This window comes from Novilysobacter longmucuonensis, assembly GCF_046600735.1.
Classification (GTDB): domain Bacteria; phylum Pseudomonadota; class Gammaproteobacteria; order Xanthomonadales; family Xanthomonadaceae; genus Novilysobacter_A; species Novilysobacter_A longmucuonensis.
Window position 1 is genome coordinate 1 of sequence record NZ_JBJMAW010000020.1, and the last position, 12,550, is coordinate 12,550.

The 12,550-nt window shown below is 71.2% G+C and carries 14 protein-coding genes; 6 read left to right on the top strand and 8 right to left on the bottom strand.

Going from position 1 to position 12,550, the window contains the following annotated elements; translation table 11 throughout:
* On the bottom strand, positions 1-227 hold a 227-nt coding region (locus ACJQWM_RS13355; RefSeq protein ID WP_411306893.1), incomplete at its 3' end, for a DUF4124 domain-containing protein.
* A gap of 157 nt (positions 228-384) precedes the next feature.
* On the opposite strand from ACJQWM_RS13355, the gene ACJQWM_RS13360 reads away from it, so the two are divergent.
* From ACJQWM_RS13360 to ACJQWM_RS13370, 3 genes are all read left to right on the top strand, one after another.
* Positions 385-1,437, top strand: coding sequence for a type 1 glutamine amidotransferase domain-containing protein (locus ACJQWM_RS13360; protein ID WP_332706038.1), 1,053 nt, complete (start codon positions 385-387; stop codon positions 1,435-1,437).
* Positions 1,438-1,538: 101 nt separating this feature from the next.
* The gene (locus ACJQWM_RS13365) at positions 1,539-2,267 is read left to right on the top strand and encodes a response regulator transcription factor (RefSeq protein ID WP_332706035.1); all 729 of its coding nucleotides are present in this window, start codon (positions 1,539-1,541) and stop codon (positions 2,265-2,267) included.
* Entirely contained in the window at positions 2,245-3,444 is a 1,200-nt protein-coding gene (locus ACJQWM_RS13370) for a sensor histidine kinase (RefSeq protein WP_332706031.1), read from the top strand. Before ACJQWM_RS13365 ends, ACJQWM_RS13370 begins: the two co-directional genes overlap by 23 nt.
* A 195-nt stretch (positions 3,445-3,639) precedes the next feature.
* On the opposite strand, the gene ACJQWM_RS13375 is transcribed toward ACJQWM_RS13370, so the two are convergent.
* The 7 genes from ACJQWM_RS13375 to ACJQWM_RS13405 all read right to left on the bottom strand — a co-directional run bounded on the left by ACJQWM_RS13375 (position 3,640) and on the right by ACJQWM_RS13405 (position 9,725).
* Positions 3,640-4,089, bottom strand: a complete 450-nt coding sequence (locus tag ACJQWM_RS13375; RefSeq protein WP_332706028.1) for a hotdog family protein — start codon at positions 4,087-4,089, stop codon at positions 3,640-3,642.
* A gap of 5 nt (positions 4,090-4,094) precedes the next feature.
* The gene (locus tag ACJQWM_RS13380; RefSeq protein WP_332706024.1) at positions 4,095-6,443 is read right to left on the bottom strand and encodes an MMPL family transporter; all 2,349 of its coding nucleotides are present in this window, start codon (positions 6,441-6,443) and stop codon (positions 4,095-4,097) included.
* Positions 6,440-7,207 (bottom strand): LolA-related protein, encoded by a 768-nt coding sequence (locus tag ACJQWM_RS13385; protein WP_332706021.1) that lies wholly within the window; start codon positions 7,205-7,207, stop codon positions 6,440-6,442. Before ACJQWM_RS13385 ends, ACJQWM_RS13380 begins: the two co-directional genes overlap by 4 nt.
* Positions 7,104-8,102, bottom strand: coding sequence for a lysophospholipid acyltransferase family protein (locus tag ACJQWM_RS13390; protein ID WP_332706018.1), 999 nt, complete (start codon positions 8,100-8,102; stop codon positions 7,104-7,106). Before ACJQWM_RS13390 ends, ACJQWM_RS13385 begins: the two co-directional genes overlap by 104 nt.
* On the bottom strand, positions 8,099-8,473 hold the full coding sequence (locus ACJQWM_RS13395) for an ApeI family dehydratase (protein ID WP_332706015.1): 375 nt from the start codon (positions 8,471-8,473) through the stop codon (positions 8,099-8,101). The genes ACJQWM_RS13390 and ACJQWM_RS13395 overlap by 4 nt, the downstream gene beginning before the upstream one ends.
* A 226-nt stretch (positions 8,474-8,699) precedes the next feature.
* A complete protein-coding gene (locus ACJQWM_RS13400) occupies positions 8,700-9,392 on the bottom strand; it encodes a COG4648 family protein (protein WP_332706012.1) in 693 nt (230 codons plus the stop codon).
* Positions 9,393-9,455: 63 nt separating this feature from the next.
* Positions 9,456-9,725 (bottom strand): phosphopantetheine-binding protein, encoded by a 270-nt coding sequence (locus tag ACJQWM_RS13405; RefSeq protein ID WP_330970332.1) that lies wholly within the window; start codon positions 9,723-9,725, stop codon positions 9,456-9,458.
* 216 nt (positions 9,726-9,941) lie between these two features.
* Between ACJQWM_RS13405 and ACJQWM_RS13410 the strand changes: the two genes are divergently transcribed.
* The 3 genes from ACJQWM_RS13410 (at position 9,942) to hemB (ending at position 12,550) form a co-directional block, all read left to right on the top strand.
* Positions 9,942-10,970 (top strand): chorismate transformation FkbO/Hyg5 family protein, encoded by a 1,029-nt coding sequence (locus tag ACJQWM_RS13410; RefSeq protein ID WP_332706004.1) that lies wholly within the window; start codon positions 9,942-9,944, stop codon positions 10,968-10,970.
* Positions 10,971-11,051: 81 nt separating this feature from the next.
* The gene (locus ACJQWM_RS13415) at positions 11,052-11,294 is read left to right on the top strand and encodes a hypothetical protein (protein ID WP_330970092.1); all 243 of its coding nucleotides are present in this window, start codon (positions 11,052-11,054) and stop codon (positions 11,292-11,294) included.
* A gap of 263 nt (positions 11,295-11,557) precedes the next feature.
* Complete coding sequence (hemB, locus tag ACJQWM_RS13420; protein WP_332706001.1) at positions 11,558-12,550, top strand: porphobilinogen synthase; 993 nt, start codon at positions 11,558-11,560, stop codon at positions 12,548-12,550.

Genomic DNA, 12,550 nt, shown 5'->3' on the forward strand with positions numbered 1-12,550 from the left:
GGCGGCGCTGGCGCGGCCACCGGCGGCGCCGGCGGTTGCGGCGGCGGGTCGCGCGGACGCTGCATTTCGCTGGTCTGCTGGCGCTGGCCGGCCCGGCACGGGGTGTCGCGCAGCGTGAGGCGCCCGTGCTCGTCGGTGCAGCGGTAGATCGTGACCGGCTCGGCCCTCAGCGGCGCCACGACGGCGAGCAGGACCGGTAGCAGCCAGCGGGCGTGGTGGAACCACATGCCCGCATCTTGCGCCCAGGCCGCAGCGCATGGAAGCCGGCGCGCGCGCCGGTTCACGCCCTGGGATGGGTTGGTCCGTCGTTTGATCCTGGTTTTACCTTCGCGCCCTACCGTGCGCGCAGCCGGATTATCGGTTGCCGCGCGGGAGCGCATCGCCATGTGGAGAAGAATCAAGCTGGGCCTGGTCGCGGTCGTGGGCCTGACGCTGTTGTTGACCGTTACCGGCTATGCCTACGTGCGCAGCCTCGACCTGGACAGCCAGCCCGTGGCCGATCCGCGCAGCCGACCGGCGGATCTGGCGTTCGTGCGTGACGGCGTGCGGACGCCGCGCGGCAAGGTGCTGGCGGTGGTCACCAGCACCGAGCACATCGGCGACACCGGCAAGCGCGCCGGTTTCGAGCTGACCGAACTGTCGCGCGCGTACTACGTCTTTCTCGCCAATGGGTACGCGGTGGACATCGCGAGTCCGCTGGGCGGAAAACCGCCGATGGTGCTCGATGACGGGCTGGTGGCGGCCGACTACGCGTTTCTCAACGATCCGGTCGCGCAGCACAAGCTCGCCCGAACCCTGCCGCTGGCGCAGGTCGACCCTGCGCAGTATGCCGCGGTGTACTTCGTCGGCGGCAAGGGCACGATGTTCGATTTCCCCGGCAACCCCGACATCCAGCGCATCGTGCGCGCGGTGTACCAGCGCGGCGGTGTGGTCGGTGCGGTCTGCCACGGGCCTGCGGCACTGCTCAACGTCACCCTGGACGACGGCCAGCGCCTGCTGGCAGGCAAGCGCATCACCGGCTTCAGCAATGCCGAGGAGCTGTTTCTGCTGAAGAACGCGCGCGAGTTGTTCCCCTACCTGCTGCAGGACCGGATCACGCAGGTCGGCGCGCGTTTCGTGGAGGGCCCGCTGTACCTGGACACCACCGTGGTCGACGGGCGTCTGGTCACCGGACAGAATCCGTGGTCGACCTGGTCGGTGGCCGAGACGATGGTGCAGACGCTGGGGCACGTGCCGGTGGCGCGTGAGCGGACCCACGAAGAACTCGCCGTGCAGGTGCTGGCCAGCTACTACCGGCGGGGGCCGACCGCCGCCGCGCAGGCGAAGGCGCGATGGCCGCAGGCCGACAAGAAGCTCCTGCTGATGCATGCGTTCGTGGCGGCCATACAGGGGCGCGTGGGCGATGCCTACCGGATGCAGGACCTCGCGCGGCAGTGAGTCGGCCGCCCCGGCTGCATGCTGGCCGGGGCAGCGACCATTACGATGTCGTGGACTTTGCCGGCGCGATCGACGCCGGCTTGCGCAACGGATGCAAACACATGCTTGCGAGCTCACCGCCGCTCAAGCTGCTGCTGGTGGAGGACGATGTCGACATCGCCGCGGGCATCGGCGACTACCTCGCTGCGCATGCGGTGCAGGTCGACTTCGCCTACACCGCGGCGCAGGCCCGCGCACGGGTCCTGGCGGAACGCTTCGACGTGCTCGTGCTCGACATCAACCTGCCCGACCAGGACGGGCTCGCGCTGTGCCACGCGCTCAAGCACGAGTGCGGGTTGCAGTCGCCGGTGCTGTTCCTGACCGCGCGCGGCGAGCTCGACGACAAGCTGCATGCGTTCGCGGTCGGCGCAGTGGACTACGTGATCAAGCCGTTCGCACCGGCGGAACTGCTGGCGCGGGTCCGCGCGATCGCCGCGCACGTCCCGGCCACGGGCGGCGCGCAGCTGCGCGTCGACGGCTACACCCTGGACCTGCATGGGCAACTGCTGCGTTGCGGCGAGCGCCGGCTGCAGTTGCACCCGGCGGGGTTCGCTATCCTGCGACGGCTGATGCAGGCCAGCCCGGCCAGCGTCGGCAAGTCCGAACTGTGCGAGCTGTTGTGGGCCGACGAGCCGCCCGACAGCGATCCGCTGCGCACGCACGTCTACCATCTGCGCCAGGCGCTGGACCGCTGCTTCGGCCAGCCGCTGATCGACACCGTGCGCGGGGTCGGCTATCGCTTTCTCGCCGATACCGCCGGGGACCACGATGAACCGCCAGCACAGCCTTAGCCACGTCCTGGCGCGCCAGTGGGTCGTCTTCACCCTGGGCCTGTCGGCGCTGTTCATCGCTGCCACCTTGCTGCTGCTGTTCGTGCTGGAGGACAGTTTCATCGACCGGCGCCTGCGGACGGTGGCCGCCAGTGTGGCCGATCCGGCGATCGCGCCGCCCGGATTGCCGAGCCAGTTCAGCGTGCTGGCGATGCGCCAGTTGCCCGACGACATCCGCACGCGGGTCGCGGGCAAGGCGACCGGCCACCTTGCGGAGTTCCGCCGCGACGACGGCCGCTACGTGCACGTGCTGCTCGCACGCGCCGATGCCGGCGCGCCGTTTGCGGTGATCTACGACGTGACCGACGAACTCACCGTCAACGCCGGCCTGTCGCGCGGACTCGCGTTCGCGCTGCCGCTGTTGTTGCTGCTGCTGGTGTGCGCGTACGCGCTGGCGCGTGCGTTCGTGGGACGCGTGGCGCGGCGCGCACGTGGCTTGGTCGAGGCGGTGCTCGCCAGTCCCGATCCGCAACACCTGCATGCGCTGGCGCAGCGCGAGCCGGTGCGCGAGTTCGGCGATCTCGTGCGCCTGCACGCGCACGCGTGGCAGGACCAACTGGCCGCGGTGGAACGCGAGCGGCAGACCCTGGCATTCCTCGGGCACGAACTGCGCACGCCATTGCAGTCCGCGCGCACCAGCCTGGCACTGCTCGAGCGCCGGCGCACCGACCCGGCCGCGTGGGCGCGACTGCAGCGCGCGGTCGAACGGCTGGTGCGTGCCAGCACCGCGATCCTGTGGCTGTCGAGCGACGCCGTGCCCACCGCCGAGGGCCACACCCAGGCCGCCGATTGCCTGCGCGAACTGGTCGAGGAGCTGGCCCCGCTGGCGGCGGTCAAGAACCAGCGCATCGAACTGCTGGTCGAACCCGACCTGCGCTGGCCGTGGCCGAGCGAGGTGGTCGAAACGGTGCTGGCCAATCTGCTGCTCAACGCGATCCAGCACGGCGACGCCGGCGCGATTGGCGTTTGCTGCACGCGCGACTCGCTGACCATCCGCAATCCACGCGCGCCGCTGGACACCGGCGGCTTTGGTCTGGGCCTGCAGATCGTGCAGCGGCTGGCGGCGCGCATCGGTTGGGCGGTGTCGTTCGAGCACGACGAACTCACCACCACCTGCACGCTCGCGTGGCCGGCATGAACGCAGCAGCCGCACTAGTCAGCAGCGGTCCATAGCTGGGCTGACAAACCCAGCTTCTCTCCGGGGCGGCTGGACAGGCGCCAGCGTGCTCGCGGGGTGGTTGCGCGGCGAGAATGCTGGGCTTGTCAGCCCAGCCTACGGACTCGGGAAACGCATAGAACCCGCTCGGCGGCCATGGTGGCTTTTCGAGCGCGGTTATTCCGGCCGGGCCATTACCGCGGCGCGGCCTTCGGCCACGGCGGTGCCGGCGTGGGTGATGCGGAACGCGTACTGCCAGCTGCTGTCGCTCTCGACCAGCGCCTCGGCGCTGCATTCAAGTGCGCCGGCGAGATCGTCGATCCGCGCGACGTGCAGCTGCACGCCGCGCAGCGCCACCAGCACGCCCGACCGGGCGACGCCGCCGGGGGCCCGCGCGCGCAAGCCGCCGTGCACGGCCATCGCCTGCGCGCCGTACTCGCACAGGTGCACCGCGTGCAGCCGGTCGCGGCTGCGCAACGGGTGATCAAGATCGCGGTGGCGGTGCGCGCGCAGGCGGATGCGGCTGGCGTTCCAGTCGAGCACTTCGTCCCACAGGCACATCGCGCCCTGGTGCGGGATCAGTGCGGCGATCTGGTCGCGCTGCAGCGCGGCCGCGATGGGTGGCATGGATGTCATTGCGTTCCCACGTCAGCCGGGCGCCGCGCGATCAGCACCGCCAGCACGAAATTGCACGCCACCCCGAGCGCGACCGTGCCGCCGATCGCGCGCAGCACCGGGATCGATGACAGCGCCAGCAGCGAGAACACCAGCAGCGTGGTCAGGCTGCACACGATCACCGCGTGCAGGGTGCGCAGCTGCTCCGCGCGGTCGTCGCCGGCGTGGTCGAAGAACAGCGCGTAATCAAGCCCCAGCCCGGCCGCCAGGATCAGTGCGACCAGGTGAAACAGGTTCAACTCGACCCCGAGGCCGCGCAGCACCGCCAGCACCAGCAAGGTGGTCAGCGCCATCGGGGCGAGCACCCGCAGCACGCGCCGCGGCGAGCGCAGCGCGAACCACACCGTCGCGGCGAGCAGCAGCGAGGCCAGCGCCAGCGACCACAACACACGCTCGCGATAGGCGGCGACCAGCGATTCGGAGGCGTCCTTGAGGTCGAGCAGCTGCGCCCCGTGCTGCTGCACCAGGCGGGCCAGCAGCGGCGGATCGGTCAGCCCGCTCAGCGACACCAGCGCGGTGGCGCGGCCGTCGCGCTGCAGCAGCAGTCCGCCGACGCGCGCCCCCAGCGGGGTGCCGTGCAGGTCGTCCACCGTCAGCGGCGCGGCCGCCCTGGCACGGGCGACGTCGGTGGTGAACGCGGCGAACGCATTGCTGCGGAACGGGCTTTCGGCGACTGCCGCATCGAGTGCGCGGTGCAGCTCGGCCGACCCGGGCAGCCGTGCTTGTCGGGCGCGCTGCAAGGCCGCACTCGGCAGGTAGCGCGCGGCAAGGTCGAAGCCGCCGATCAGGCCGACCGCCCGCAGGTTCTCCAGCACCGGCTGCAGGGCTTCGGAATCCTGCAGCACGCTTTCCACGTCGGCGCCTTCCAGCGCGATCAGGTAGCGCACGTCGGGCGCGCCGAGCTCCGCGCGCAGTTGCGCGTCGCGCGCCAGCGCGCCCGGCGGCACGGGGGTCAGCCGGGACAGGTCGTTCTGCCAGAACTCGCCGGGCATCAGCAGCGCGGTGAGCAGCGCCAGCACCGCGCCGGCGCCGTACAGCGCCGGCCTGATCCGCGGACAGCGCGCCAGCAATTGCCACAGGGCCGCGAGCCGCGGCGACTCGGCGGGGTCGCGCCCGACCTCATCGGGGGTGACCGGATCAATCAGCGCCGGCAGCACGAAACGCGTCGCCAGCGCGGCCGTGCCGAGCCCGACGATGGTGAACACCGCCAGCTGCTCCAGCCCCTCCACGCCGGACACCAGGAAGGTCAGGTAGGCGATGCAGGTCGCGGCCACGCCGGTGCCGAGCGTCGGCCACAGCGAACGCACGCTCGCCCACGGCGACAGCCCCGCGCGCTGGTGGCTGAGCAGGTGGATCGGGTAGTCCTGGGCGACGCCGATCAGGGTGAAACCGAACGCGACGGTAATTCCGTGCACGCCGTCGGCGAAGCCCAGCGCGACCGCGCCCAGCCCGGCCAGGCCGCCGCTGGCCAACGGCAGCCCGGCCAGCAACGGCGCCTTGAAGCTGCGGTAGGCCAGGGTCAGGATCAGCACGAAGATCAGGCTGTCCAAGGTGCCGATGAAGCCGGCCTCGCGCCGGGTGCGCCCGCCGATCTCGACCGAGAACGCACCCGGCCCGGTCAGCGTGAGCTCGCTGTCGCTGTCGCCGCGCGCGCCCTGGAATGCGGCGCGAATCGTATCGACCGCGTGTTGCTGGGCGTTCGGATCGAATCCGCCGGCGCGGGTCTCGATCACCAACAGGGCTTCGCTGCCGGCGCGGTCGAACCAGACTCCATGCAGGCGCTGCGGCGCGCTCGGCGGCTGCCAGGCTTCGGCCAGCCGGAGCGTCTCCAACGTCGGGTCGGCCGCCAGCAGTGGTTCGATCAGGCCGGCCGCCGGCGAGCCCAGGTCCTGCACGCGATCGGCCAGCTCGCCGCCGAGGAAGTCGGCGTCGAAGCGCTGCCGGTCCAGCGTAGGCGACAGCAGGTAGCGGTACGGGCGCAGCCGTTCGGGGATCGTCTCCAGTGCGCCATCGGCGCCGTTGGCGACCAGCGCGAACTGCGGCCGGGCGGCGAGCACCTCGCGCAGCGCGTTCGATTGCGCCGCCAGCGTGGCCGGCGCCTCGCCCGACAGCGCGACCAGCAACAGCCGGGAGCCGGGACCTTCGCCGAGCTCCTCGATCAGCAGCTTCTGCGCCGGGGTCTGCGCGCTCGGCATGAACTTGCGCAGGTCGCCGCTGAGCTCCAGCCGCTGGCCGACCAGCCCGCCTACGACCAGCAAGCCCGCCAGCCACAGCAGCGCCCAACCCAGCCGGCGCGGTGGATTCATTGCGACCCGACGCTGTCGCCGTGACACAGCGCGACCAGCGCGTGATCGGGCGCGGTGCCGGCGCGGCGCGCGGCACCGGCCAGCAGGGTGCGCTCGATGTCGGGATCAACCCCGTCCCCCGCCCCGCGCCCGCCGCCGCGCCCGCGCGTGCGGGTCTCGATGCAGCGCAATTCGGCGCCGCGGCCGTACAGGGCGATGTCGACCAGCTGCTCGGCCAGCTCGGCGTCCTTCGGGGTCAGCCTCAGCACCCAGCGTTCGCGGGAGCCGGTGCTGGCAATGCGGTAGTGCTGCTCCAGTCGCGCGCGATCGCCCGACAGCAGCGCGCCGAAACTGTCGTGCAGGGCGGCCAGCTGCGGCGCACGCGACAGCGAGAACCTGCGCGGCGAGCGGCCGTCGCGCACGATGCTGACCTCGCCCTGGCCGATGGTGGTGGTCTCCAGATACGGCTCGCGCACCACGCGCACCAAGGTCTGTGCGTCGGGCCGCCGGTATTCGCCATTGACCCGCAGCGGCGCCTTCAGCAACTCGGAGCTGCGCAGTTCGACGAACTCGGTGCGGATCGGCACCGGCCGCTCCAGCCGGACCAGGATCCACTCCGGGGCGATGTCGCCCGGGGTGGACCGCTGCGCCTGGGTCGCTGCGGCCGACGGCGGTGCCGGCTCAGGCGGAGCGGCGTGCAACGGCAGGGCCGTCAGCGCCAGCAGCGCCAGCAGCGTCGCGCAGGTCGGAAGCCGCTGGGCGGTGGGCTTGGAAATCCTTGTCATCGGCATGCCAGAAGTCGTAGAAATTGAACCAGTTGTAGGGTGCACGGCGCGCATGGTGCTGCAGGCGCCGAGCGTAGCCTCGCACGAGTTCGCCCAGCTGCCGGGAGCGGTCGTTCCGCTCCATCGACAGGCCTTCGCTGAACACTTCAAACGCAAGATCGTAGCGGCGACCGCCGCGATACAGCCCGAATGCCAGCACCACCGGCACCTTGAGCACCGCCGCGATCAGCCACGGCGCGGTCGGGAACGGCGCGTCGGCACCCAGCAGCGGCGCCGGCAGCGCCGGCGCGCCCGGCCGCGCGCGATCGACCAGCAACGCCACCAGCGCGCCTTCCTCTGTGGCCTGCTTGATCGCCAGCACGATCGAGGGCCCGTCCTGGCCCGCGTCGATCACGGTCGATGCGATCCCGGGGTTGAGGGCATCCAGCAGCTGCGTCACCGCCGGGTTGTGGGCCTTGTCGAGCACCACCCGGACCTTGAGGTCGGGGCGCTCGCAGGCGAGCACGCGCAGCACGTCGAAGCTGCCCAGGTGCGAGCCGAACACCAGCGCGCCGCGGCCGCGGTCGAGCTGCGCGTGCAATGCCTCCAGACCCTCGACGCGCACATCGAAGCGCTGCATCTGGCCGCTCAGCATGAACGCCCGGTCCAGGATGGTCGCGGCGAAGGTGTGGATGTGCCGGGCGATGTCGACCAGCCGCGCGGGCCGCTCCAGCACGCGCGTCAGGTAGGCGCGCGAGGCGCGGCGCTCGGGCCCGCGCACGATCAGGAAATACAGCGTGATCGGATACAGCAGCGCACGCGCCACACTGCGCCCGCCGCACCGCGCGATCGTGCCGATCAGCCACAGCGCGACGCGGCCACCGCCTTCGGGGCGCTCGGTCCAGTCATTGCTCACGCGGGCGGCTCCGCGGGGTCGGCGCCGCTCACGGCGCTCTGAGCAGTGATCTCGCCGCTGGCCAGCAGCGTCTCCTCGCGCAGCACGCGGAACCGCCAGCGTCGCGTGGCCCCCGCCTGGCCCGGCGCAATCGCCGGATCCGGCCCGGGGCAGGGGTCGAGCTCGATCCGCGCCTCCTGTTGCGGCAACAGCGGCTGCATGAATTTCACCTGCGGCAGGCGCAGGTGACCAGGCGGCTCGTGGTTGGCGGCCCGTGCGGCGGCCTCAACCGCCTCGATCACCCGGTCCAGCAGCACCACGCCGGGCACCAGCGGGTTGCCCGGGAAGTGTCCGGGCAGGCTCGGGTGGTCGGCGGGCACGCTGAATCGCATCAAGGAGATCGTCTGGGCCGGCTGGACAGGATAAGCCACGCCGATGCGCTTTCCTGCCGAGGGATTGGCGGTTTCGTGCACTGCGATGGGGGACAAACCTCGCCGGCCTTCATGTTTCTCGGGAGGAAGCAGGCCAAGCGATCCGCTCGTGCGGTGTTCGCCGGTGTGCTCCGGCAGTTCCACTTCGGGGGACGGGAGGTTTGCTGTTGCCGTCGCCAGCCAGCACTCAGGCCTCGAACAACTCGCGCCAGAACCGCGGCCCCAGCGCCGCCATGCGCCGCAGGAAGTCGATGAAATTGCGGTACGGCCGCACCGGGAACCAGCGCCGTCGCAGCGCGTACTCGCCGACGAAGAATCCGCCGACGATGCCGTAGTTGAGGATGTTGGCGAACCACGACCACTGCTCCTGCGGCACCGTGATCATCGGCGCGTGGCCGAGCCGGGCCAGCACGCCATCGGGCACCGCGATCAGCGCGAGCGTGCCGTTGGCGACGGTCAGCCCGGCCAGCAGCCAGGCCCAGGCGGCGGTCAGGCGGCGCGAATAGCGGTGCAGCTCCGGCGCCAGCTGCGCCGGCTCGCACTGCTCCATCGCCGCCACGATCCGGGTGATCAGCGCGCCGCGCGGCGATGCCAGGCTGCGCGCGAACAACCACGCCAGCAGGCCGGTGAACAGCATCGGCGGCGCCAGCAGCAGCAGTTGCAGCGCCGGCGTGCCGGCCAGCCGCCACAATCCGAGCACCGACGCGAACAGCAGCGACCAGGCCCAGACGCGGCGCTGCAGCAGTCCATCGGCCAGCACCAGCAGCACCAGGTCGAGCAGTGCCAGGGCCGCGGCGTGGTCGCCACCGCCGTGGCTCGCCCAGTGGGCCAGCAACGGATAGGCGATGGCCAGGACCAGCCGCAGCGCGGTGCTGCTCATGCGCGGGTCGCCGGCTCGGGCAACGGTTCGGACAAGGGTTTGGACAAGACAGGCCGGGACGCGTCAGGCGGTCTTGTGCTGCTGTATGTGCGCCGACAGCGCACGCAGCGAGGCGAAGATGCGGCGGTTCTCGTCGCTGTCGGAGCGCAGCTGGAAGCCGTAGCGTTTGCTGACCGCCAGCGCCAGTTCCAGCGCATCGATCGAGTCCAGCCCCAGGCCTTCGCCGAACAACGGCGCCTCCGGATCGATCGCGGCCGCCTCGACGCCTTCCAGGTTCAGGCTCTCGACCACCAGCTCGGCCAGTTCGCGCTCGGCGGCGCTTTGTTCAGACATGGGGCATTCCAGATCGGCAGTGAAGGTGCGCAACGATCAGGCATCGCGCGACCGCGTGCAACCGCCCAAACCCACCGGCTGCCCCACCGGCTCGGGCATGCGCGGCGCGGGCTATCATCGCTCGATGATCCACGTCGACCCCGCACCACCCCGCGCCGATTACCGCGCCGCGCGGGCCCGGCACATGAGCCGACCCGCGGCCGGGCGGGTCCGGCGATGAGCGCAGCGCCCACCTTCGAGCGCGCAACGGCGCGGTTGGCGGTCGATTACCTGCACGCCGCGCCGGCCGACGTACTCGCCGGCGAGGACACCCTGGCGGTGTTCGGCTTCGGCGCCGGTGCGCCGCACCACGACGACCCTCGCTACCTGCGGGTGGCGTTGCAGCCGCATGGCGATGCGCCGCTGGAGGTGTGGCGCGGCAGCGGTGCGGTGGCGCGCGGGCGCGACGGCAACATCGCCTGGGCCGAGGATGGTGCATTGCAGTTCGGCGCGATCGAACTCGACGAGCCGGCCGACGCCGACGGCCGCGACGGCGACATCGAGCGCGCCGCCGAGATCGGCTACCGGCGGCTGCTCGAGTTCACCCGCGCCCGCGGCTACCGGCACCTGTTGCGGATCTGGAACTACCTCGACGGCATCACCGTCGGCGACGGCGACAGCGAGCGCTACCGCGTGTTCTGCGTCGGCCGCGCGCGCGGGCTCGGCGCATACGGTCCGGGCAGCTGCGACGCCGCGATGCTGCCGGCCGCGACCGCGATCGGCCGGGTCGACGGCGCACGCCGGCTGCAGGTCTATTGGCTGGCCTCGCGCACGTCCGGTACGCCGCTGGAGAACCCGCGCCAGCTCAGCGCCTACCGCTACCCGCGCCAGTACGGCCCGCAACCGCCGAGCTTCGCCCGCGCGATGCTGCCACCGGCCGGCAGCGCCATGCCGCTGCTGCTGTCGGGCACCGCGGCAATCGTCGGCCACCAGTCGCGCCACGCCGAATCGGTCCAGACCCAGCTCGAGGAGACCTTCGCCAATTTCGACAGCCTGCTCGCCGCCGCGCATGCACGGCGACCGGCCCTGCCCGCGCGCTTCGGCCCAGGCACGCGGCTCAAGGTCTACGTCCGCGACCAGGAGGAGCTCGACACCGTCGCCCGCCTGCTCGATGCCCGCCTCGGCGCCGACGTCCCGCGCATCGTGCTGCACGCGGCGGTGTGTCGCCGCGAGCTGCGCGTGGAGATCGACGGGGTGCATGGGTGAGGGCGCTGCGCCTGTTTTCTGTTTACGCTTAACCATTGACCCTCTACCACCATTGACTCGCAAGGAGACATCACGATGGGAATGATCAGTCTGCTCTGGGGCATCGTCGCCATGATCTGGATGATCATCGCGCTGATCCCGTTCCTGGGTTGGGGCAACTGGTTCCTGATCCCGTTCGCCGCGATCGGCGCGGTGATCGCGGCAATCGGCGTCGCCCTGTCGCGTTCCGGCAACCGCGGCCGGGCCAAGACCGGCCTGGTCCTCAACGGCATCGTGATCGTGGTCGGCATCGTCCGGCTCGGGATCGGCGGCGGCATCATCTGACAGGCGGAGCAAGCTCCGCATCTACGCCCGCACCGCCACGTGCCGACCGAGGCTTCTCTGTAGGAGCGCCCCATGGGCGCGAACGCGAATCCGACAGGCGCGGTAATCCGGTTTCCATCGCGGCCATGGGCCGCTCCTACAGAAGCGCTCGATGATTCCATAGAGCCGAGCTTGCTCGGCTACGCATCCACGCTACGCCGCGCACACCCACCGGCCCACATCGGAGCAAGCTCCGCTCTACCTGGCGGCGTAGAATCGGCGCCATGAGCTATCCCTATACCCGGCCGCGGCGGATGCGCCGCGACGCATTCTCGCGGCGGCTGATGCGCGAGACCGTCCTCGGCCCCGACGACCTGATCTACCCGGTGTTCGTGCACGATCGCGGCGGGCGTGAGGCGGTCGCCTCGATGCCCGGCGTCGAGCGGCTTTCGATCGACGAGCTGTTGAAGGTCGCCGAGCAGGCCAGCGAGCTGCGGGTGCCGGCGCTGGCACTGTTTCCGGTCACCGCACCGGAGGCCAAGTCGCTCGATGCCGCCGCGGCGTGGGCCGAGGACGGCCTGGTGCAGCGTGCGGTGCAGGCGCTGAAGGCGCGCTTCCCCGAACTGGGGGTGATCACCGACGTCGCGCTCGACCCGTACACCACGCATGGCCAGGACGGCCTGGTCGATGACTCGGGCTACGTCATCAACGATGCCACCGTCGAGGCGCTGGTGCGCCAGGCGCTGTCGCACGCGGCCGCCGGCGCCGACATCGTCGCGCCCAGCGACATGATGGACGGGCGCATCGGCCAGATCCGCGGCGCGCTGGAAATGGACGGCCATGTCCACACCCGCATCCTGGCCTACAGCGCCAAGTACGCCAGCGCGTTCTACGGCCCGTTCCGCGACGCGGTCGGCAGTGCCGGCGCGCTCGGCAGCGGCAGCAAGGCCTCCTACCAGATGGACCCGGCCAACTCGGACGAGGCCCTGCGCGAGGTCGCGCTCGACCTGGAGGAGGGCGCCGACATGATCATGGTCAAGCCGGGCCTGCCGTACCTGGACATCGTCCGCCGGGTCAAGGACGAGTTCGGCGCGCCGACCTTCGTCTACCAAGTCAGCGGCGAGTACGCGATGCTCAAGGCGGCGGCGCAAAAGGGCTGGATCGACGAGCGTGGCTGCGCGCTGGAGGCGCTGGCCAGCTGCAAGCGCGCCGGCGCCGACGGCGTGCTGACGTATTTCGCGCTGGACGCGGCGCGCTGGCTGCGCGAGGCAGGCTGA

Coding starts and splice junctions, on each gene's coding strand:
- ACJQWM_RS13360 (WP_332706038.1), top strand. CDS start 385: ATGTGGAGAAGAATCAAGCTGGGCCTGGTCGCGGTCGTGGGCCTGACG.
- ACJQWM_RS13365 (WP_332706035.1), top strand. CDS start 1,539: ATGCTTGCGAGCTCACCGCCGCTCAAGCTGCTGCTGGTGGAGGACGAT.
- ACJQWM_RS13370 (WP_332706031.1), top strand. CDS start 2,245: ATGAACCGCCAGCACAGCCTTAGCCACGTCCTGGCGCGCCAGTGGGTC.
- ACJQWM_RS13375 (WP_332706028.1), bottom strand. CDS start 4,089: ATGCCACCCATCGCGGCCGCGCTGCAGCGCGACCAGATCGCCGCACTG.
- ACJQWM_RS13380 (WP_332706024.1), bottom strand. CDS start 6,443: ATGAATCCACCGCGCCGGCTGGGTTGGGCGCTGCTGTGGCTGGCGGGC.
- ACJQWM_RS13385 (WP_332706021.1), bottom strand. CDS start 7,207: ATGACAAGGATTTCCAAGCCCACCGCCCAGCGGCTTCCGACCTGCGCG.
- ACJQWM_RS13395 (WP_332706015.1), bottom strand. CDS start 8,473: ATGCGATTCAGCGTGCCCGCCGACCACCCGAGCCTGCCCGGACACTTC.
- ACJQWM_RS13400 (WP_332706012.1), bottom strand. CDS start 9,392: ATGAGCAGCACCGCGCTGCGGCTGGTCCTGGCCATCGCCTATCCGTTG.
- ACJQWM_RS13405 (WP_330970332.1), bottom strand. CDS start 9,725: ATGTCTGAACAAAGCGCCGCCGAGCGCGAACTGGCCGAGCTGGTGGTC.
- ACJQWM_RS13410 (WP_332706004.1), top strand. CDS start 9,942: ATGAGCGCAGCGCCCACCTTCGAGCGCGCAACGGCGCGGTTGGCGGTC.
- ACJQWM_RS13415 (WP_330970092.1), top strand. CDS start 11,052: ATGATCAGTCTGCTCTGGGGCATCGTCGCCATGATCTGGATGATCATC.
- hemB (WP_332706001.1), top strand. CDS start 11,558: ATGAGCTATCCCTATACCCGGCCGCGGCGGATGCGCCGCGACGCATTC.